Origin of the sequence: Mycobacterium sp. NPDC050441 (genome assembly GCF_040655355.1) — a bacterium.
In the GTDB taxonomy this organism is placed as follows: domain Bacteria; phylum Actinomycetota; class Actinomycetes; order Mycobacteriales; family Mycobacteriaceae; genus Mycobacterium.
Window position 1 is genome coordinate 185,380 of sequence record NZ_JBFAJS010000004.1, and the last position, 19,807, is coordinate 205,186.

19 protein-coding genes and 2 tRNA genes are annotated in these 19,807 nt (G+C 64.7%); 7 read left to right on the top strand and 14 right to left on the bottom strand.

Annotation, left to right across the window (positions count from 1 at the left end; all coding sequences use genetic code 11):
• Position 1: 1 nt before the first annotated feature.
• The 14 genes from AB0I14_RS13755 to dnaA all read right to left on the bottom strand — a co-directional run bounded on the left by AB0I14_RS13755 (position 2) and on the right by dnaA (position 14,953).
• Complete coding sequence (locus AB0I14_RS13755) at positions 2 to 682, bottom strand: hypothetical protein (protein ID WP_358021788.1); 681 nt, start codon at positions 680 to 682, stop codon at positions 2 to 4.
• Complete coding sequence (locus tag AB0I14_RS13760; RefSeq protein ID WP_358021791.1) at positions 682 to 1,425, bottom strand: hypothetical protein; 744 nt, start codon at positions 1,423 to 1,425, stop codon at positions 682 to 684. The genes AB0I14_RS13755 and AB0I14_RS13760 overlap by 1 nt, the downstream gene beginning before the upstream one ends.
• 5 nt (positions 1,426 to 1,430) lie before the next feature.
• On the bottom strand, positions 1,431 to 2,300 hold the full coding sequence (locus tag AB0I14_RS13765; RefSeq protein WP_358021794.1) for a hypothetical protein: 870 nt from the start codon (positions 2,298 to 2,300) through the stop codon (positions 1,431 to 1,433).
• Positions 2,301 to 2,491: 191 nt separating this feature from the next.
• Positions 2,492 to 2,564, bottom strand: a tRNA-Ala gene (locus AB0I14_RS13770).
• A gap of 153 nt (positions 2,565 to 2,717) precedes the next feature.
• A tRNA-Ile gene (locus tag AB0I14_RS13775) sits at positions 2,718 to 2,791 on the bottom strand.
• 56 nt (positions 2,792 to 2,847) lie between these two features.
• Positions 2,848 to 3,747 carry a DUF3566 domain-containing protein gene (locus AB0I14_RS13780; RefSeq protein ID WP_358021797.1) on the bottom strand — a complete coding sequence of 300 codons (900 nt, stop codon included), beginning with the start codon at positions 3,745 to 3,747 and terminating at the stop codon, positions 2,848 to 2,850.
• Between the two features lie 52 nt (positions 3,748 to 3,799).
• Complete coding sequence (gene gyrA / locus AB0I14_RS13785) at positions 3,800 to 6,304, bottom strand: DNA gyrase subunit A (protein WP_358021800.1); 2,505 nt, start codon at positions 6,302 to 6,304, stop codon at positions 3,800 to 3,802.
• A gap of 94 nt (positions 6,305 to 6,398) precedes the next feature.
• The gene (locus AB0I14_RS13790; RefSeq protein ID WP_358021803.1) at positions 6,399 to 6,680 is read right to left on the bottom strand and encodes a putative quinol monooxygenase; all 282 of its coding nucleotides are present in this window, start codon (positions 6,678 to 6,680) and stop codon (positions 6,399 to 6,401) included.
• 12 nt (positions 6,681 to 6,692) lie between these two features.
• The gene (gene gyrB / locus AB0I14_RS13795; RefSeq protein WP_358021806.1) at positions 6,693 to 8,705 is read right to left on the bottom strand and encodes a DNA topoisomerase (ATP-hydrolyzing) subunit B; all 2,013 of its coding nucleotides are present in this window, start codon (positions 8,703 to 8,705) and stop codon (positions 6,693 to 6,695) included.
• A gap of 233 nt (positions 8,706 to 8,938) precedes the next feature.
• The gene (locus AB0I14_RS13800) at positions 8,939 to 9,532 is read right to left on the bottom strand and encodes a DUF721 family protein (protein WP_358021808.1); all 594 of its coding nucleotides are present in this window, start codon (positions 9,530 to 9,532) and stop codon (positions 8,939 to 8,941) included.
• Positions 9,529 to 10,683, bottom strand: coding sequence for a DNA replication/repair protein RecF (recF, locus tag AB0I14_RS13805; protein ID WP_358021810.1), 1,155 nt, complete (start codon positions 10,681 to 10,683; stop codon positions 9,529 to 9,531). The genes AB0I14_RS13800 and recF overlap by 4 nt, the downstream gene beginning before the upstream one ends.
• Before the next feature lie 11 nt (positions 10,684 to 10,694).
• Positions 10,695 to 11,621 (bottom strand): phosphogluconate dehydrogenase (NAD(+)-dependent, decarboxylating), encoded by a 927-nt coding sequence (gene gnd, locus AB0I14_RS13810; protein ID WP_358022809.1) that lies wholly within the window; start codon positions 11,619 to 11,621, stop codon positions 10,695 to 10,697.
• On the bottom strand, positions 11,614 to 12,807 hold the full coding sequence (gene dnaN / locus AB0I14_RS13815) for a DNA polymerase III subunit beta (RefSeq protein WP_358021813.1): 1,194 nt from the start codon (positions 12,805 to 12,807) through the stop codon (positions 11,614 to 11,616). The genes gnd and dnaN overlap by 8 nt, the downstream gene beginning before the upstream one ends.
• A gap of 622 nt (positions 12,808 to 13,429) precedes the next feature.
• Positions 13,430 to 14,953 (bottom strand): chromosomal replication initiator protein DnaA, encoded by a 1,524-nt coding sequence (dnaA, locus tag AB0I14_RS13820; RefSeq protein ID WP_358021816.1) that lies wholly within the window; start codon positions 14,951 to 14,953, stop codon positions 13,430 to 13,432.
• A 510-nt stretch (positions 14,954 to 15,463) separates the two neighbouring features.
• Between dnaA and rpmH the strand changes: the two genes are divergently transcribed.
• From rpmH to AB0I14_RS13855, 7 genes are all read left to right on the top strand, one after another.
• Positions 15,464 to 15,607: a 50S ribosomal protein L34 gene (rpmH, locus tag AB0I14_RS13825; RefSeq protein ID WP_055119217.1), complete on the top strand. Its 144-nt coding sequence runs from the start codon at positions 15,464 to 15,466 to the stop codon at positions 15,605 to 15,607.
• A 21-nt stretch (positions 15,608 to 15,628) separates the two neighbouring features.
• Positions 15,629 to 15,985: a ribonuclease P protein component gene (rnpA, locus tag AB0I14_RS13830; protein WP_358021819.1), complete on the top strand. Its 357-nt coding sequence runs from the start codon at positions 15,629 to 15,631 to the stop codon at positions 15,983 to 15,985.
• Complete coding sequence (yidD, locus tag AB0I14_RS13835) at positions 15,982 to 16,338, top strand: membrane protein insertion efficiency factor YidD (RefSeq protein ID WP_358021822.1); 357 nt, start codon at positions 15,982 to 15,984, stop codon at positions 16,336 to 16,338. Before rnpA ends, yidD begins: the two co-directional genes overlap by 4 nt.
• Positions 16,339 to 16,381: 43 nt before the next feature.
• Positions 16,382 to 17,404 (top strand): membrane protein insertase YidC, encoded by a 1,023-nt coding sequence (gene yidC / locus AB0I14_RS13840; RefSeq protein WP_358022812.1) that lies wholly within the window; start codon positions 16,382 to 16,384, stop codon positions 17,402 to 17,404.
• Between the two features lie 39 nt (positions 17,405 to 17,443).
• Entirely contained in the window at positions 17,444 to 17,986 is a 543-nt protein-coding gene (locus AB0I14_RS13845) for a R3H domain-containing nucleic acid-binding protein (protein WP_358021825.1), read from the top strand.
• Between the two features lie 58 nt (positions 17,987 to 18,044).
• Positions 18,045 to 18,761, top strand: a complete 717-nt coding sequence (rsmG, locus tag AB0I14_RS13850; protein WP_358021828.1) for a 16S rRNA (guanine(527)-N(7))-methyltransferase RsmG — start codon at positions 18,045 to 18,047, stop codon at positions 18,759 to 18,761.
• A gap of 122 nt (positions 18,762 to 18,883) precedes the next feature.
• A complete protein-coding gene (locus AB0I14_RS13855; RefSeq protein ID WP_358021831.1) occupies positions 18,884 to 19,750 on the top strand; it encodes a ParA family protein in 867 nt (288 codons plus the stop codon).
• Positions 19,751 to 19,807: the final 57 nt, after the last annotated feature.

The following is a 19,807-nucleotide window of genomic DNA, read 5'->3' on the forward strand; positions in this document are numbered from 1 at the left end:
GCTATTTGTTGAACTGCTCTTCGGCTGGGTCGCATACCTTCCACGCCCCTGATTCTTTGCGCAAGAACAGGGAACCGGAGAGGTTGGACGTCGGTCGCAGGTATTCGACCTGCGCCACATCGTCTTTGACCGTGACGTCGGTGACTTCGAACGGTTCGCTGGGGTCCTTCGTTCCCGGTCCGGAGTCGGCGGGATCGAATCCGTCACCGTCGGTGACCAGGTCGCGCTCTTCCTCGCACAGTGCCGCCAGGAACTTGTCCTGATCCTGGGTGTCTATCGCATTGGCGAACTGCGCAGCGGCGTCCTTGATCGCCCCCTCATCCCGGCTGCGCGAGAACCACACCCAGCCGCCAACACCACACAGGACCAGTACCACTGGTACAGCGATCGCCGACGCAATCAGCAACTTGGACCGGCGGGGACCGCCGTCCGGCGGCTGCTGCTGGTACCCGGGCCACTGTTGCGGATATCCCTGGAGCGGAGGTGGGAACTGACCAGCGCCGGGAAACGGGTAGCCCGGCGGGATGTTGCCGGGCGGCGGGTACCCGGGCGGGGGATAGCCCCCTTGATGCCCGTAACCCGTTGGCGGATAAGGCTGTTGCGGCAGCCCCCAGCCCGGCTGGCCCGGAGGGTTCGGGTCACCGCCGAACGGTGGTGGTGTCGGCGACGCTGGTCCGGTCATCACACATCCAATCGGCGCGTCATGAGCTGGTCGAGTTCGGTACCGAAATCTTTCGGCGGGTCGACGTCACCGTCATACACCAGGGCTACCTGGCCTACTTGCAGATCCGGTGAGGTGCAGTAGAAAAGGTGGCCGGCGTCCTTGGTGAACACCACCAGCCGGGTGGACTCGATCCGCCGGTACCGCTCCCCGTCGTAGCCGGTGTCGTACCCGTCCTCGTAGCCGTCCATCCAGCCAGGGATCCCGTCGGGCCACTCTCCGTATTCGGCGAAGGTCTCGAAGTCGGACGGCCGCATCACGCCGTAGGACTCCCAATCCGTCGCGGTGAATCCGGCGTGGGTGCCGCGCAGAAAGTTCTGCATGGGCGCAGGGAAGGTGTCCCAGAACCGGGGAGTGTCACCGAAGGTGGCCGGATCCCAAGCCATCCAGCACACGTGCCCTTCCTCGCCGTGCTCGACGACGTAGACCAATACGAAGAACCGGCTTTTGACCGCGTCGACCCAGAAGACGCGGACGTCGATGAGCTGATCGCGCAGCACCTCCGCGAACCCCGGGATCATCGCCAGAAAATCGTCGTCCCAGAGCGACACCGCCACGCGGCGGCGCTCCTCCGCGCTGGTGCCGCCCAGGACCCCGCGCCAGCGTTCCGGAACCTCGGCAGCCCGCGCAGAATCCGGCATGATCAACTCGGCCTTGCCTTTCGAGGTCAATTCGGCGGCCACTTGATCGAAGTCGATCTCCACGCCACTCATCCTCCGTTGGCCTTGACGAGGTTGTTGATGATGTCCTGCAGCTGATTACGGGTCTCGTTCTGTAGCTGTATCTGTTTTCCCGCCCAGTTCGGGTCGGCTTTCGGCAGCATGCGTGCGGCACTGCCGGAATTCTTGGCGGTGTTCGCGGTCCAGGACAGCCATTGGTAGTTCAGCGGTAGCTGCGACAGGATGAGCATCTGATCTGAGGTCAACTTCAGGAAACCGGGCAGCTTGATCAGCTCGGCCAGCGGAACGATATGGTCCGGCGAAACTTTCGCGTCGCCGGCCTTTGTCTCTCCGATTCTCTGTCCCGGATAGACCGGGTCGGGAGCGCCTGCTCGCGGCGCGGCTTTACCGGCCAGGCGGACATCTTTCGGCACGTTCCCCGGGTTGTCGCCGCGCAGCGCCTCGTACAGTGGCCGTTCCGGCGCGTTCTTGGGAACGGTTTCCCGATTTCCCTTGCGTACGGACGGCGGCTGATAGCCCGCCGGGATCCCTTTCCTCGCATTGTCGATCGCGAGCCGTTGGGCGGCCGTTGGATTGGCCAACTGTAGGCCTGCCGGGTCCTTGGGTGTGAGCCCCGCGACCGCGGCGTCGCAAGCGTCGACGCGCGGCATGAGCGCGCTGCGTTCGGCCTCGAGCTGTGCCTTCTCGGCGTTGTACGCGTCGACCGCGGCATGGTCGTAGGTGTTGATGCTGCCGGACCGGTTGTTGTGATCGTCCGCGCGCTGGGTCCACGACGCGAGTTGGGTGGCGACATCGGGACATACCGTGTCAAAAGTGTTGGAGCGAGCCACGGGGAGCACGGACCCGTCGATCGCCGACGCCCAGAGCAGCCCCGATGCGAGCGCCAGCGCGAGCAACATGCTCACCATCTTGCGGACCACAGTTTGCCCCCCGATTGCCCGAAAGCTCCCGACTACATTCAAGCACGCCGATCGGGCGGCATCCGGCGTCAGAACCGTGCCTCAGACAGCTCGGGCGGTCTGTGGTCACGGACGAAAAAAGCGGCCCCGGACAACTGTCACCGGAACCGCTTTGACCTGATCTTTGATTGTGGAGCCTAGGAGATTCGAACTCCTGACATCTGCCTTGCAAAGGCAGCGCTCTACCAACTGAGCTAAGGCCCCTCGCTCGGACGCGACTGCGGGGTATCCGCCTCGTGCCAAACTTCTTCACCGTGTCGTGATCGCCATACGATCACCGCGACGGCTGCGATGCCGGCCAGAAGCATGAACCGCATGGCACAACCTCTCGGTGATCACCGGCTACACCGGGTGTCGTGGGCCTAGGAGGACTCGAACCTCCGACCTCTTCGTTATCAGCGAAGCGCTCTAACCACCTGAGCTATAGGCCCGAAAATTGGGATCGACCGAGCGCAGAGATTACCGCACCGGAGCGCAGAGTCCCAAATCAATCCCTGTCGGCCAGCGTGACCTCGACCCCGCCGACCAGATCGGTGGTGAGGTTGTAGATGAAGGCCCCGATGGTCGCCATCGCACACAGCACGACGATATTCACCAGGCCGACCAGCGCCGCCCCGCCGAAGATCGTTCCGCTGGAGACCAATTCGCCTCCCGACGCGCCGCTGGCACTGGTCAGGAGGTCGCCGACATTGCTGTTGAGCTTGCTCCACACCCCCATGGCGCCGAGCACCAGGTACAGGAATGCCACCGCGATCATCCACACGAAGAACAGCACCACCGACAGCACCAGTGAGACCTTGAGCACAGTCCACGGGTCGACCCGCCGGATCTGCATGCTGGCCCGGACCGGACCCTGATGCGAGCCGCGGTTGGCGACCTGGATCCGGGTGGTCGGGCTGTTGCTCGAGCTTCTGGCCGACGGCGCTTCAGGGGCCGCCTTGCGTTGTGGGGTACGCGGTGAGGGCCCGGACAGGTCCGGGATCTCACTCGCATAGGCCTCGGCCCGCACCGGCTCGTTACGCGTGGCCGCCGGGGCAGGCGTGGCCGGGCGGGCAGGCCGGGCCTGCTGCTCGGTGTCCTTCGCCTCCGTGCCGGCCACGAAACGCTGCAGCCGGGCTTCCACACCGGGGGAGTGGGAGCCCGGAGTGCGGGCACTTTCCTCGCGCGTCTCGGTCGCCGGCTGCGGCGTGGTGCGGGCGGTACCGCGCTGCCACGGCGGCGCCTCACCGGTCTCGGTGATCTGGCCGCCGGCGGCGCGAGCCTGCGTCCCGGCCGCTTTGCTCGCAGCCTGATTCGCCTCGGCCCCTGCGGCCCCGGTAGCTGAGCCATTGGAGCTGCCGGGCCGGTCGCCCGCTCGCGGGTACCCCGGCTCGTTCGGTGAACTCACCTAACAGCTCCTTAGCTCAGGCCGAGGTCCGGGTCGGGCCTCAGCGACAGCGTCACTCCTCGTCGGACTCAGCCTCATCCGCTTCCGAGTCCTCCTCGGCGTTGCGCGCAATCGCAATCAGTGTGTCGCCCTCGCCCAGGTTCATCAAGCGGACACCCTTGGTTTGACGCCCAGCCTTACGAACCTGACGTGCGGCGGTCCGGATGACACCGCCCCCGGAGGTGATGGCGTACAGCTCCGTCTCGTCATCGACGATCAGCGCTCCGACCAGACTGCCACGTTTGCGGTCGTACTGGATCGTCAGGATGCCCTTGCCGCCGCGACCCTGGACCGTGTACTCGTCGATCGCGGTGCGTTTGGCGTACCCGCCCGCGGTCGCGACCAGCAGATACGTGTCCGGTTGGACCACATTGAGCGACAGCAGCCGGTCGTCCTCGTTGAATCGCATGCCCTGCACGCCCGAGGTGGCACGACCCATCGGCCGCAGCGCCTCGTCGGTTGCGGAGAAGCGGATCGACTGCCCGTTGGCGCTCACCAACAGCAGGTCGTCCTCCGCCGAGCACAGCACCGCACCGACCAGCTCATCACCGTCGCGCAAGTTGACCGCGACGATGCCGCCGGAGCGGTTGGAGTCGAAGTCGACCAACCTGGACTTCTTCACCAGACCGTTGCGGGTGGCCAGCACCAGGTACGGCGCATCCTCGTAGCTCTTGATCTGGATGACCTGGGCGATGCGCTCCTCCGGCTGGAAGGCCAGCAGGTTCGCCACATGCTGACCGCGCGCGGTCCGCGAGGTTTCCGGCAGCTCGTAGGCCTTGGCCCGGTACACCCTGCCCTGCGTCGTGAAGAACAGGATCCAGTCGTGGGTCGAGCAGACGAAGAAGTGGTTGACGATGTCGTCGGCCTTCAGCCCCGCGCCCTGCACGCCCTTGCCGCCGCGCTTCTGGCTGCGGTAGAGGTCGGTCTTGGTGCGCTTGGCATACCCGGTCTCGGTGATCGTGACGACCACGTCCTCGCGGGCGATGAGGTCCTCATCGCTGACCTCACCGTCAGCAGGCATGATGCGGGTCCGACGATCATCACCATGCTTTTCGACGATCTCGGCGAGCTCATCGTGCACGATTGCCCGCTGCCGCTCCGGTTTGGCCAGAATGTCCTCGAGGTCGGCGATCTCTGCTTCGATCTTGGCCAGATCGTCGACGATCTTCTGCCGTTCCAGGGCAGCCAACCGGCGCAGCTGCATGTCCAGGATCGCCTGGGCCTGGATTTCGTCGATGTCGAGCAATTCGATCAAGCCGGCCCTGGCGATCTCAACGGTCTGCGACGCCCGGATCAGGGCGATCACTTCGTCGAGCGCGTCGAGCGCCTTGACCAGACCGCGCAGGATGTGGGCCCGCTCGTTGGCCTTGCGCAACCGGTAGCGGGTACGGCGCACGATGACATCGAGTTGGTGCGCGACGTAGTGCCGGATCATCTGGTCCAGCCGCAGGGTGCGCGGCACCCCGTCGACGATCGAGAGCATGTTGGCACCGAAGCTGGTCTGCAGCTGGGTGTGCTTGTAGAGGTTGTTCAGCACCACCTTGGCGACGGCATCGCGCTTGAGCTCCACCACAATTCGCAGACCGACCCGGTCGCTGGACTGGTCCTCGATGTTGGAGATGCCGGCCAGCTTGCCGTCACGCACCTGCTCGGCGATCGAGGTGATGAAGTTGTCGTGGTTGACCTGATACGGCAACTCGGTGATGACGATGCCGGTGCGCCCGCGCGAGTCTTCCTCGATCTCCACCACGCCACGCATCCGGATCGAACCGCGGCCGGTGGTGTAGGCGTCGTGGATCCCCTGGGATCCGACGATCAAGCCGTGGGTCGGGAAATCCGGACCCTTGACCCGCTCGCACACCGCGGCCAGGGTGGCCTCTTCGTCGGCCTCGTGGTTCTCCAAGCACCAGTACACCGCCTCGGCCAACTCCCGCAGATTGTGCGGCGGGATATTGGTGGCCATGCCGACGGCGATACCGCCCGAACCGTTGGCCAGCAGGTTGGGGAACCGGCTCGGAAGCACCGTGGGCTCCTGCACCCGGCCGTCGTAGTTGGGGATGAATTCGACTGTCTCCTCGTCGATTTCACGCAACATCTCCATGGCCAGCGGCGTCAGCCGGGCCTCGGTGTACCGCATTGCCGCCGCGGGATCGTTACCTGGCGAGCCGAAGTTGCCCTGGCCGTCGACAAGTGGGTAACGCAACGACCATGGCTGAGCCATCCGGACCAGGGTGTCGTAGATCGAGGAGTCACCGTGCGGGTGATAGTTGCCCATCGTCTCGGCCACCGAGCGTGCCGACTTCGCGTGGCTGCGGTCCGGACGGAAACCGGAGTCGTACATCGCGTACAGCACGCGACGGTGCACCGGCTTGAGGCCGTCGCGCACCTCGGGTAGCGCGCGCCCGACGATGACGCTCATGGCGTAATCGATGTAACTGCGCTGCATCTCGTGCTGGATGTCGACCGGTTCGATACGGTCAGAAGTTCCGTCGCCCGGTGGCAACGTGGTGTCAGTCATGTGTTCCTCGCTCGTCGGCTCGGCTTGTTGCGGTCAAATGCCATGCGGACCCGCGTGAATCACGGTGGCGCGCAGGGCAGGTGCGTCCTCGGGTTCACAACGCCGCCGTGTGGTTGTACTCCCACTTTTCGATCAGCGGGCCCAGCTCCGTCAGGAAAGTTGCAACGTGCGGTGTAGTTCCGTGCGCATCCATCGACTCCCGCGAGTCCCAATGTTCGAAACAAAGGAACAGCGACGGGTCCTCGAGATCCCGATAGAACTCATAGGTGATGCAACCCGGCTCGGCCAGGGTGGGTTCGACCAGATTCCGCATGGCCTCCCCGGCGCGCTCGGCTGCCTCGGGGGCAACCTTGACCCGGATGAATGCTGTGTGCATCGTCGGTCCCGCCTAAACGTCCAGGAAGCGAACGTCTCTGGCATTACGCGTGATGAAACTGCGCCGCGCTTCGACGTCCTCACCCATCAGGATGGAGAACAGCTCGTCGGCCGCAGCGGCATCATCTAGCGTCACCTGACGTAACACCCGGACCGACGGGTCCATGGTCGTCTCCCACAGTTCCTTTGCGTCCATCTCGCCCAGACCCTTGTAACGCTGGATGCCGTCGTCGACGTTGATCCGCTTGCCTGCCGCCTTACCCGCCTCGAGCAGGCCATCCCGCTCGCGGTCGGAGTAAGCGAACTCCGGTTCCTGCCGCTGCCATTTCAGCTTGTACAGGGGTGGCTGCGCCAGGAAGATGTGGCCGTGCTCGACCAGCGGTTTCATGAAACGGAACAGCAGGGTCAACAGCAGGGTGGAGATGTGCTGACCATCGACGTCGGCGTCGGCCATCAATACGATCTTGTGATACCGCAGCTTGGAGATGTCGAACTCGTCATGGATGCCGGTACCCAGCGCGGTGATGATGGCCTGGACTTCGGTGTTCTTCAAAACCCGGTCGATGCGGGCCTTTTCGACATTGATGATCTTGCCGCGCAACGGCAGGATGGCCTGGAACATCGAGTCGCGGCCGCTCTTGGCCGAACCACCGGCCGAATCACCCTCCACCACATACAGTTCCGACTTGGTCGGATCAGTAGAGCGGCAGTCGGCCAGCTTGCCGGGCAGGCCGCCGATATCGGTCGCGCTCTTGCGCCGGACCAGTTCGCGGGCCTTACGTGCGGCAATACGTGCCTGTGCTGACGAAACCGCTTTGTTCACCACAGTTTTCGCCTCGGCCGGATTGGCCTCGAACCAGTGGGTCAGCTGCTCGTTGCAGATCTTCTGAACAAACGACTTGACCTCGGTGTTTCCGAGCTTGGTCTTCGTCTGGCCCTCGAACTGCGGTTGGGCCACCTTCACCGAGATGACCGCCGCCAACCCCTCACGAATGTCATCGCCGGTGAGGTTCGGATCCTTGTCCTTGAGGAGCTTCTTGTCCTTGGCGTACTTGTTCACCACGGTGGTCAGCGCAGCGCGGAAACCCTCTTCGTGGGTGCCGCCTTCGTGGGTGTTGATGGTGTTGGCGAAGGTGTGTACGGACTCGGAGTAACCGGCATTCCACTGCATCGCGATCTCGACCTCGTGGCCGGTGCCCTTGCCGTCGAAATCGATCACGCTGGGCTGGATCGCGGTCTTGGTGCGGTTGATGTGCTTGACGAAATCGACCAGACCGCCCGGGTAGTGGAAGGTCCGGTGCTTCACCTTGTGCGGTGCCGCGGCCTCGGCCGCCGTCTCCTCCGCAGTCTTGGGGGCGGCGGCGGTATCGGCGACCACCTCGTCGACGACCTCGTCCCGGGCGACCCGTTCGTCGGTCAACTCAATGGTCAGGCCCTTGTTGAGGAACGCCATCTCCTGCAGACGCCGGGCGATGGTCTCGAAGTCGTAGACCGTGGTCTCGAAGACATTCGGATCCGCCCAGAACCGGATGGTGGTACCGGTCTCCTTCGTACTGTCACCCTTTCGCAGGGTTCCTGGCACCGAATTGTCATAGGTCTGGAACCACTCGGACCCGTCGGTGCGGACATCGGCTTCCAAGCGGGTGGACAGCGCGTTGACGACCGAGACGCCCACGCCGTGCAGACCGCCGGACACCTGGTAGGCGCCCTCCTCGAACTTGCCGCCGGCATGGAGGACCGTCATCACAACGTCGATCGTGGGGATACCGGTGGAGTGCATCGCGACCGGGATTCCGCGGCCGTCGTCAGTGACCTGGACCCCGCCGTCCTCGAGGATTCTCACGTCAACCTTGGTGGCGAACCCGGCCATCGCCTCGTCTACCGCATTGTCGACGACCTCCCACACCAGATGGTGCAGGCCGCGTTCACCGGTGGACCCGATGTACATGCCAGGGCGTTTGCGAACGGCTTCGAGGCCTTCCAGCACTTTGATCGAATCGGCACCGTACTGATTCTGGGCAGCCACGTCGGACGCGTCTCCTTGGGGTTCGCGGGAGGCGGTTGCATCACCGCCCTGCAGATCTCGCCTGCAGATCTCGCCATAGTCTACCGGTCGACACGTACAGGGCCGACTCTGTAGCGGCGTTTTCACCTACCTAACTGCGCCGTGCGCGGAATTTCTCGGGTATCGGTGCCTTCGGACGCTTCAGGAGATCGCTTTCGGCCGTCTCGAAGCTCTCAGCGCAATGTCGTCGGGACCTAGCCGTAGGTGTCTCGGGGACCACGTCCAGACACGTGATACTTACCCTTCCGCCACGACGGGCCGACCGGACCGACAATCTTCAACGAGGTCACCACCCCGTCGCCGACGGCCGCCGCGATCTTGGCCAGCACCTGGGACTGCACCATTCGAAGCTGGGTGGCCCACGCAGTCGACTCCGCCGAGACGGTCAGCACCCCCTCGTTCAGGCCGGTGGGATCGGCATGGTCGGCGATCTGGTCACCCACCACAGCCCGCCACCGACCGAATACCGAGCCTTCGGCAACTCTCGAGGACCAACCCCGCACCTTGGCCAGATCCTGGGTCGCAGAACCGAGCAGCTGCGGATCGCGGCCATCGGGACCCGGACCCGACCATCTGCGGCGCCGGCCGACGTTTCCGGCGACCCGCCGCACCGGGGCACTGCGGCCCCGACCGACGTCCTTACCCTGGCTGCGCGCCGCGCCTCGAGCCTCTTCGAGTGTCCGCCGCACCAGATCCATACCGCGCATGCGGGTGAGATCCTCGGGCGGCGCCGCGGGGGCCGGGTCACGAGACACCTGGTCTGGAGATTCTTCGGGTTTGTCCGTCATGATTCCACCACCGATAGCCGGCCCTGGTCCCCTTCGGTCATGCTGATCTCGACGCGGTTGACCGCCCAGTCCCGGGGGATGTCCTCACCGACCGCCGCAGTGACCAGAACCTGTTCGGCTTCGCCGGCCACCGCCGCCAGGGCCTGACGACGCGCGGTGTCCAACTCCGCGAAGACGTCGTCGAGGAGCAGCACCGGATCGACCCCGTCCGACCGCAGCAGCTCGTAGGCACCCAACCGCAGCGCCAATGCCATCGACCACGATTCACCATGGCTGGCAAAGCCTTTGGCCGGTTGGTCACCCAGCCACAGCTCGAGATCGTCGCGGTGCGGACCCACCAGACAGACCCCGCGGTCCAACTCCGCGTCGCGACGACGGCTCAGTGCGTCCAGCAGCGCGGCCTCGTAGAACTCGACGGACTCGGGACCGGGAGCGTTGGCGATGGCCTCCACGCCGGAGCGGTACCGGATCGCCGCGGGCCGGCTCGAGGGCGCCAACAATTGATAGGCCTTCTGCACCTCGGGATGCAGCTGCTCGACAAGCGCGATGCGCGCGGCGATCAGGGCCGCACCGTGGGCAGCCAGGTGCCCGTCCCACACATCGAGGGTGTCCAGCACACTGTGATCACCCCGATAGCGCGCTCCCGCAGCGGTTTTCAACAGTGCGGTGCGTTGACGCACCACTTTGTCGTAGTCGGCACGGATACCGGCGATGGCCGGTCGGCGGGTGGTGGCCAACTCGTCGAGATAGCGGCGCCGTTCACCTGGATCACCACGCACGAGTGCGAGGTCCTCCGGACTGAACAGCACCGCGCGCAAGACCCCGAGGATTTCGCGCGGCGAACGCACCGGGGACCGGTTCAGCCGGGCCTTGTTGGCCCGGCCGTTCGTGATCTCGAGATCGACCGCCAGTTCGCGGCCTTCGTTGACCACGATGCTCGAGACGATCGCACGCTGCTCGCCGGCCCGGATCAACGGCGCGTCGGAAGCCACCCGATGTGACCCCAGCGTGGCGCAATACCACAGTGCCTCAACGAGATTCGTCTTACCGAAGCCGTTCGGACCGACAAACACGGTCCGCCCGGGCTCCAGCTCGAGCTCGACGTGTGCCCAGGACCGGTAATCGGTCAGCCCCAGGCGGCGGACATACATGGGAATCGCACCTAACCGGACTCACTGATGCGGTGCACAGCGTGGCCACCGAACTGGTTGCGCAGCGCCGACACTGCTTTCATGGTGGGGGAATCCTCTTGTCTCGAGGCGAACCGGGCGAACAACGACGCGGCGATCACCGGCATCGGAACCCGGTGGCTGATGGCCTCTTCCACGGTCCAGCGGCCTTCCCCGGAGTCCTCGGTGTACCCGCTGATCGCAGCGAAACCGGGGTCTTCCTTGAGCGCCCTGGCCAGCAGCTGCTGCAGCCACGACCGCACCACGGTGCCGTTGGTCCAGGCCTGGATCACCGCCTGGGGATCGGTGATCAGTTCCTCGGCCGACAGCAGCTCGTATCCCTCGGCGTAGGCGTGCATCAGGCCGTACTCGATGCCGTTGTGCACCATCTTGGCGTAGTGACCGGCGCCTACGGGACCGGCGTGAACGAAACCGTCGGCCACATCACCCTCGGGACGGAGCGTGTCGAAGATCGGCATGGCTCGAGCCACGTCGGTGTCACTGCCACCGACCATCAGCCCGTACCCTTCCTTCAGACCCCAGACACCACCCGACACCCCGGCGTCGATGAAGTTGATTCCCTTGTCGCCCAACAGCTTTGCGTGTGGACCGTCTTCGGTGTACCGCGAGTTGCCGCCGTCGATCACCAGGTCGCCGGCACCGAGCACATCGGCGAGCGCGACGATCGTCTCGTGTGTGACCGTGCCCGACGGCACCATCACCCAGACCACCCGCGGCGCCTCGAGCGCCCCGGCCAGGTCGGCCAGGCTGGCCACATCGCTGACTTCCGGACGAGGGTCGTAGCCCACGACCTCGTGGCCACCCCCGCGCAGGCGCTCGCGCATGTTGAAGCCCATCTTGCCCAGGCCGACCAACCCCAGTTGCATGTGCGCCCTTTCTCGACCGCGCCGGTCAGCCAGGAAGGCGAACCGGCATCAACAGATAGACGTAATCGGTTTTGGCGGCCGGGAACGGACCCGAACCACCACCGGTACCACCATCCTCGTCCGTGGGACGCAACACGGCAGGGCGACTCGGCGTGGTGAAACCGAAAGTCACCCGGTCCGAGCGCAGGGAGCTCAACCCGTCGGTGAGGTAGGTCGGGTTGAACGCGATGGTCAGCGGGTCACCGGCGAACTCCACCGGCAGGTCTTCTTCGGCGCGACCCACATCGTCGGCGCCGGCCGAAAGACGCAGCGCGTCTTCGCCGAATTCCATCCGGATCTGGGCGCCCCGGTCGGCCACCAGCGCCACACGCTTGATCGCCTCGGTGAGCTCGGCCACTCCGATCGTCGCGACTGCGGTGTGCTCGCTCGGCAGCAGCTGACGGAACTTCGGGAACTCGGCATCCAGCAGTCGGGTGGTGCTGCGCTTGCCGTTACTGCGGATACCGAGCAGGCCCTCCTTACCGACCGACTCCCCGGAGCCCAGCGACAGGTGCACCTGGTTGCCGTCGGTGCCGGCCTTGGCCGCCTCGGCCAGCGTCTTCGCCGGGACCAGCACGGCCGCCTCGATGTCGGCGGCACCGGTTTCCCAGGTCAGCTCACGCACGGCCAGCCGGAACCGGTCGGTGGCCGCCAAAACCACTGATTCACCGGAGATCTCGACGCGGATGCCGGTCAGCATCGGCAGGGTGTCATCCCGGCCGGCAGCGACGGCCACCTGGCCGATCGCCTCGGCGAACAGTTCGGACGACACCACCCCGGTCTCCTCGGGCAGCGTCGGCAACGCCGGGTAGTCCTCGACCGCCAGGGTCGGCAGTGAGAACCGGGCGCTGCCGCAGGTCAGAGCCACCCGGGTGCCTTCGACGCTGAGCTCCACCGGCTTGGCCGGCAATGCCTTGGTGATGTCGGACAGCAACCGTCCGGATACCAAAACGCTTCCAGGAGAAGCGATTTCGGCACTGACACGCACCTCGGCGGAAACCTCGTAGTCGAAGCCGGAGATGGTCAGACCATCATCGGTGCCGGTCAGCAGGACCCCGGCCAAGACCGGGATGGTGGGCCGGGTTGGCAGATTGCGGGCCACCCAGGCCACTGCGTCCGCGAAGTCCTCACGCACCACGCGGAACTTCAAGTCGGTCAGCCCAGCCGTCGTCGTCGCCACGTGCTATGCGCCCCTTCGATGATCCCCATAACGAGCTCTACCAGCGTCTTCCCAGAACACCGCCACGCAGCACCGCGCTGAATGACAAAGCTGAAACCGCTGTCGATGAACCACCGTAGAGCTTTCCGCATCAACTTGAAAGCTAATCCACCGGGGTGACATGGGACTTGCATGTGCTTCTCGAGCCCGGACGGACGGGCCGTTTCGTTCGGTGTCCTCAGGCCCCTTCTTCTAGAAAGAACTCTTAGAAGATATTTGAGTAACAGTATTAGGTCCTGTGAAAACTGGGGATGAACGGGTGTTTGCCCAGTACCCCAGGTGTGTCGCAATGTGAGTGGGCTGTGGAGACCGGTGCGCGGATCGGCCGCCGAGTGTGGACAGATGACATCGTGTGGATGATTTTGTCATTCATCCCGTGGTTTGCCCGCAGGTTGTACACAGCAGTATCCACAGCGGTCGGCTGTGACTTGTGATGTGTTCTGGGGCGAAAGTTGTTACAAGATTTTTCGCCGGACAGGCCCGAAGAGACCACGATGTGAGACACGGAGAGGCCCCGGGCGCGCAGGATCGACCGCCGGTACCCGGTGCTCGAGCACCGATCCGGACGGGACTGCGGGGTGATTCAGCGCTTGGCGCGCTGACGAATCCGGGTGGTGAGTTCCTTGACGTGGTCGAAAACCTCACGTCGCTCGGCCATCTCGCCGCGGATCTTCTTCTCCGCGTACATGACCGTGGTGTGATCACGCCCGAATGCCTGGCCGATCTTGGGCAGGGACAGATCGGTGAGCTCACGGCACAGATACATGGCGATCTGGCGGGACTGCGCCAGTGCCCGGGTCTTGCCGGGCCCGCGCAGCTCCTCGACCGTGGTCTCGAAGTACTCGGCCGTGGCCGCCATGATCGCGGCGGTGCTGATCTGCATGGTCGTGGCGTCTGCGATCAGATCGCGCAGCACGACTTCGGCCAGCGACTTGTCGATCCGGGTCTTGTTGAGCGAGGCGAAGGCGGTGACGCGGATGAGCGCACCCTCGAGCTCGCGGATATTCCGTTCGATGCTGCTGGCGATCAGCTCGAGCACGTCATCGGGCACGTCGAGGCGATCCATCTGCGCCTTCTTACGAAGGATCGCGATACGCGTCTCGAGCTCGGGCGGCTGCACATCGGTGATCAGGCCCCACTCGAAGCGGGTACGCAGCCGGTCCTCGAGGGTGGCCAGCTGCTTGGGCGGGCGGTCCGAGGAGATGACGATCTGCTTGTTGGCGTTGTGCAGGGTGTTGAAGGTATGGAAGAACTCTTCCTGGATACCTTCCTTACCCTCGATGAACTGGATGTCATCGACCAGCAGGATGTCTATGTCCCGGTAACTGCGCTTGAACGAGGCCTTGCGGTCGTCGCGCAGCGAGTTGATGAAGTCGTTCGTGAATTCCTCGGTGGAGACGTACTTCACCCGCATGCCCGGGAAGAGACGTTGCGCATAGTTTCCGGCGGCGTGCAGCAGATGTGTCTTGCCGAGGCCGGATTCACCCCAGATGAACAACGGGTTGTAGGCCCGCGCGGGTGCCTCGGCGATGGCGAGGGTCGCGGCATGGGCGAAGCGGTTGGACGCACCGATGACGAAGGTGTCGAAGGTGTAGCGCCGGTTGAGATTGACCGCGTTGTCGTCACTGACCGTGGAATCCCGCTGCGGACTGCTGAAGTAGGTCGGCCAGGTCTCTTCGGCGCTCGCCTTGGCGGCGCGGTCGTCATCGATCTCGTCGATGTCGGCGGCCTGCGCTGAAGCGGTCGCGTCAGGCTGTTCGCCGGAGGTGGACCCGGAATCAGCCGCGGCGGCGGAGTCCTCGGATTCCTCGGGGGGAGTGGCGATGCGGACGCCCAGCTCGACCCGCTCACCCAGCTTGCGGCTGAGTGCATTGATGATCGGCTCGCGAAGGTGCCGTTCAATCTCGTTCTGGACAAACGGCGTGGGAACCGAGAGCAGAGCAAACCCCTCGGCGATGACGAGGGGTTTCACCAGCTTGAGCCAGGCTCTTTGCTGGGGAGTCAGTGGCGGGAGAGCCGGATCACCGTCTGCATCACGATCGCCGTTGAGTTCGGCGACGACGCTGTTCCAGATTGCGACGAACGGTGGATCGGGGTCAGCTGGCAACGACTGTTCCCCCTTAGAGGTGCTTCGAGGTCGACCCGGTGACGACCAAAAAGAACGATGACGAACTGTCCACATATTTATCCACAGCTTGTGGAGAAAGGACAGTCGTCGTCGCTCTGTTGTCTGTTATGAGAGCGTCGTGGCCGGCTTCGTCGCATGCTACGAGCGTGCGCCGCGCCGCGATCTCTCGTTTCATTTTCCGGGGCCGCTCCAGGCTCGGAACGGCATTGCCAGAAGCTAACAGTTTTCTCTCGATGTGCCAACAGTTCTGCAACATCGGATACTGAGCATGTATGCGGGTCGGCGCAGGTTTGACCAAGGGAAATCTCATCAGTACCCTCGAGCAGTCGCCCGCACGTGGCGATACGGCTGCGCCCGGGAGGTTCCGGAGAACGCGCCGGTTAGTAAAGCACGACGGACGAGCTTAAAGAGAGCTTGCACGGTAACCGTTTTCGGCGGCACTTCGGTGTCGGCGTGGGCGGGTACCAAACGGAACAAGGAGAGATTGCCGTGGCCAAGGGCAAGCGGACCTACCAGCCCAACAACCGCCGCCGTGCGCGCGTGCATGGGTTCCGGCTGCGGATGCGCACTCGCGCCGGCCGCGCCATCGTCGCCAACCGTCGTGGCAAGGGCCGTCGCGCACTTACTGCGTGATTCGACGCAGGATCTAGCGCGGTGCTTCCGGCTCGATACCGGATGAGGCGGTCCGCGGAGTTCAGTGCCACCGTCAGTCGTGGCGTGCGTGCGGTTCAACCTGACGTTGTCGTACACGCGCTACACGAGGGGACGGACGCAACCGGCCCGCGGGTCGGTCTGATCGTGTCCAAAGCCGTCGGGAATGCCGTGGAGCGTCATCGGGTATCCCGGCGGCTGCGTCATGCCGCCCGCACCGTCATACCGCATCTGGATGCCACGGACCTCGTGGTGATCCGGGCTCGCGCCGGCAGCAGTGAAGCGCCGTCGCCGCGGTTGGAGCAGCAGTTGCAGCGCGCTCTCGAGCGCCTCGAGGCGCGGCGCAGGACCTCACCATGATCCGCAAGGCGGGTGCTGGTGCAGCCCGCGGTGCGATCTTCCTGATTCAGCTCTACCGCCACACCATCTCTCCGCTTCGACTGCCGTCGTGCCGGTTCATGCCGACCTGCAGTCAATACGCGGTCGACGCCCTCACCGAGTACGGCTTGTTCCGCGGTGGGTGGCTGACGTTGATCCGACTGCTCAAATGCGGACCGTGGCACCCGGGGGGATGGGATCCCATCCCGGACAGGTGCCCTCACGATCACGAGTCCGTCAGTTCTGATGAGACCGTTTCTGGCGGGATCGCCGCCGCCGAAAACCTTGTCTGGGATACCCCAGCGAAGCGAGGGGAGAGCAAGTCGCGTGTTTAATTGGTTCAGCCTGGACATCATCTATTACCCGGTGTCGGCGATTATGTGGGTTTGGTACAAGGCATTCGCCTTCCTGCTCGGCCCCGAGAACTTCTTCGCCTGGGCGCTGTCGGTGATGTTCCTGGTCTTCACCCTGCGCGCGATCCTCTACAAGCCGTTCGTCAAGCAGATCCGCACCACGCGGCAGATGCAGGAACTGCAGCCACAGATCAAGGCGCTGCAGAAGAAGTACGGCAAGGACCGCCAGCGCATGGCGCTGGAGATGCAGAAGCTGCAACGCGAGCACGGTTTCAACCCGATCCTCGGCTGCCTGCCGATGCTGGCGCAGGTGCCGGTGTTCCTGGGCCTGTACCACGTGTTGATGTCCTTCAACCGGACTCAGACCGGCATCGGTCGCCTGGGGTTGTCGGTGGAGGAGAACCGCAGCCTGGCGAACTATGTCTTCAGCGCGACCGACGTGAGTCACTTCCTCGACGCCAACCTTTTCGGTGCACCACTGGGCGCGACGATGGTCCAGCAGCACGGCCTGGAGGCGTTCACGGAATTCAACCGGCTGGCCGTGGTCGCTGTCGGCGTTCCGATCATGATCCTGGCCGGCATCGCCACGCACTTCAACAGCCGGGCCTCGGTCGCGCGCCAGAGCGTGGAGGCCGCCGCCAACCCGCAGACCGCGATGATGAACAAACTCGCGCTCTACGTGTTCCCGCTCGGTGTGGTGGTCGGTGGACCGTTCCTGCCCCTGGCCGTGATCATCTACTGGCTGTCCAACAACATCTGGACCTACGGTCAGCAGCACTACGTCTTCGGGATGATCGAGAAGGAAGAAGAAGCCAAGAAGGCCGAGGCGATCGAGCGTCGTTCGGCGAACGCGCCGGCGCCCGGAGCGAAACCCAATCGCGCACGTAAGGCCGAGCCCGCGAGTGCGGCGGCCGCTACGGAGGACGCCGAGATGGAGTCGGATGCGGCGGCGACCAAGGACGAGCAGGACGCGGCAGGTGAATCGGCGGCCCCGAGCGTGAATCGCACGCCCAGGCCCGGTGCACGCCCCAAGAAGCGGAAACGGTGACCAGTTCTCACGCTGGCTACAAGTAGGGAGAAGACGAACATGACGGACGCACAGACGACCGAGCCCAGCGCCGAGCTGGAGGAGGACACCCAGTCCGCGCCGAAGAGCGGGGACGACCTGGAGGAGCGACTGGTCGCGGAAGGCGAGATCGCCGGCGACTACCTCGAGGAGCTACTCGACCTGCTGGACTTCGATGGCGATATCGATCTGGATGTCGAGGGCGACCGGGCCGTGGTGAGCATCGACGGCGGCGGCGATCTGACCAAGCTGGTCGGCCGCAAGGGCGAGGTGCTGGATGCCCTCCAGGAGCTGACCCGGCTGGCGGTGCATCAGAAGACCGGTGAGCGCAGCCGACTGATGCTGGACATCGCGCGGTGGCGGCGCCGTCGTCGCGACGAGCTCGCGGCACTGGGCGACAAGGTGGCCCATCGCGTGCTGGAGTCGGGCGAGCGCGAGGAACTGGCGCCCATGACTCCGTTCGAGCGCAAGATTGTTCACGACGCCGTGGCCGCGGTCGACGGGGTCCGCAGCGAGAGCGAGGGCGTGGAGCCATCGCGACGCGTCGTCGTTCTTCTTGGCTGAGGTTTAGTTACACAGGTGTAGTTCTATTGCGGCGACGGTGCCGTAGGGAGTTCGGAGGATGTTTCACGTGAAACATGGACCGGTCCCCGCGGCACCGGACGCCGCGGCGGGGGTCTTCGGAGATCGTCTGGAGACCGCCGAACGGTACGCGGCGATTCTGGCCGGTGCCGGTGTCGACTGGGGTCTGATTGGTCCGCGGGAAGTGGACCGGCTCTGGGATCGACACATTCTCAACAGCTCGGCTCTCGGAGAGCTTCTCGCTCCCGATGAGCGCGTCGCCGACATCGGCAGCGGCGCCGGCCTCCCGGGTATCCCGGTGGCCCTGGCGCGCCCCGATGTTCATGTCACGTTGATCGAGCCGCTGCTGCGTCGCAGCGAGTTCCTCCGTGAGGTGGTCGACGAATTGGGACTCGACGTGGCGGTGGTCCGCGGTCGAGCGGAAGACTCCGAGGTTCGTAAATCCGTTGGCGAGTTGGATGCGGTGACATCCCGCGCGGTTGCCTCGCTGGATAAGTTGACGCGTTGGAGCATGCCGCTACTTCGCGTCGACGGAAGGATGCTCGCCCTCAAAGGCGAGCGCGCTGAGGCTGAGATCGAAGAGCATCGGCGTGTGATGGCTTCCCTGGGTGCAGTCGATGCCAGGGTGGTGAAATGTGGCGTGAACTATTTGAACCCGCCCGTAACCGTCGTCGCCGTGCGGCGAGCAGCGGTGAGACCGGGCAGCCGGTCAACGGGCAGAGCCTCCGGGTCGCGGGGGAGATCGGGCAAGAGATGAGAATGGGTTCTGATCGGCAGGCAACCGCTGGCGCGGGTGCTACGCCCGCCGTTTCACGTGAAACGGTTTCACGTGAAACATGGAAAAACGACAGCGGGACGCCGTGGTCCACGGACGCCAGCATGGACACCCCGATTGCGGCTGAGGCAGAGCAGGCGACTCGCGTGCTGCATACCTCGCACGGGCAGCTTCCCCGGCCGGCGCGCCAACGCGTGTTCACGATCGCCAACCAGAAGGGCGGCGTCGGTAAGACGACCACTGCGGTGAACGTCGCCGCAGCGCTCGCGCTACAGGGGTTGCGGACGTTGGTGATCGATCTCGACCCACAGGGCAACGCCAGCACGGCGTTGGGCATCGAGCATCGTCCCGGCACCCCGTCCTCGTACGAAGTGCTCATCGGAGACATCCCGGTGGAGGAAGCGCTTCAGCAGAGCCCGCACAGCGACCGGTTGTTCTGCATTCCCGCGACGATCGATCTGGCTGGCGCCGAGATCGAGTTGGTCAGCATGGTGGCTCGGGAGGGGCGGCTGCGGTCGGCGCTCGCGGCCCTGGCGAACCACAACTTCGACTACGTCTTCATCGACTGCCCGCCGTCCCTCGGGTTGCTGACCATCAACGCTCTGGTGGCCGCGCCCGAGGTGCTGATCCCGATTCAGTGCGAGTACTACGCGCTGGAAGGTGTGGGACAGCTGCTCCGCAATATCGAGATGGTGAAGGCGCATCTCAACCCGGAGCTGTCGGTGTCCACCGTGATACTGACGATGTACGACGGGCGGACCAAGCTGGCGGATCAGGTCGCCGAGGATGTGCGCGAGCACTTCGGCGACAAGGTGTTGCGCACGGTCATCCCGCGGAGCGTGAAGGTGTCGGAAGCCCCCGGGTACGGGATGACGATCCTCGATTACGATCCGGGATCCCGCGGTGCGTTGAGCTATCTCGACGCGAGCCGCGAGATCGCAGAGCGCGGGGCTCCGCCCCGCGCGCAGTAGGCGTCAGTAATCAACGGCCAGTAGACAGACAGCGGACGGCAGCGATGAGCAGGAGAC

What these genes read in the sequence shown, in the direction of transcription:
- AB0I14_RS13755 (WP_358021788.1), bottom strand. Translation starts at nt 682, where the DNA reads ATGACCGGACCAGCGTCGCCGACACCACCACCGTTCGGCGGTGACCCG.
- AB0I14_RS13765 (WP_358021794.1), bottom strand. Translation starts at nt 2,300, where the DNA reads ATGTTGCTCGCGCTGGCGCTCGCATCGGGGCTGCTCTGGGCGTCGGCG.
- gyrA (WP_358021800.1), bottom strand. Translation starts at nt 6,304, where the DNA reads ATGACTGACACCACGTTGCCACCGGGCGACGGAACTTCTGACCGTATC.
- AB0I14_RS13790 (WP_358021803.1), bottom strand. Translation starts at nt 6,680, where the DNA reads ATGCACACAGCATTCATCCGGGTCAAGGTTGCCCCCGAGGCAGCCGAG.
- AB0I14_RS13800 (WP_358021808.1), bottom strand. Translation starts at nt 9,532, where the DNA reads ATGACGGACAAACCCGAAGAATCTCCAGACCAGGTGTCTCGTGACCCG.
- recF (WP_358021810.1), bottom strand. Translation starts at nt 10,683, where the DNA reads ATGTATGTCCGCCGCCTGGGGCTGACCGATTACCGGTCCTGGGCACAC.
- yidD (WP_358021822.1), top strand. Translation starts at nt 15,982, where the DNA reads ATGATCCGCAAGGCGGGTGCTGGTGCAGCCCGCGGTGCGATCTTCCTG.
- yidC (WP_358022812.1), top strand. Translation starts at nt 16,382, where the DNA reads ATGTGGGTTTGGTACAAGGCATTCGCCTTCCTGCTCGGCCCCGAGAAC.
- AB0I14_RS13845 (WP_358021825.1), top strand. Translation starts at nt 17,444, where the DNA reads ATGACGGACGCACAGACGACCGAGCCCAGCGCCGAGCTGGAGGAGGAC.
- rsmG (WP_358021828.1), top strand. Translation starts at nt 18,045, where the DNA reads ATGTTTCACGTGAAACATGGACCGGTCCCCGCGGCACCGGACGCCGCG.
- AB0I14_RS13855 (WP_358021831.1), top strand. Translation starts at nt 18,884, where the DNA reads ATGGACACCCCGATTGCGGCTGAGGCAGAGCAGGCGACTCGCGTGCTG.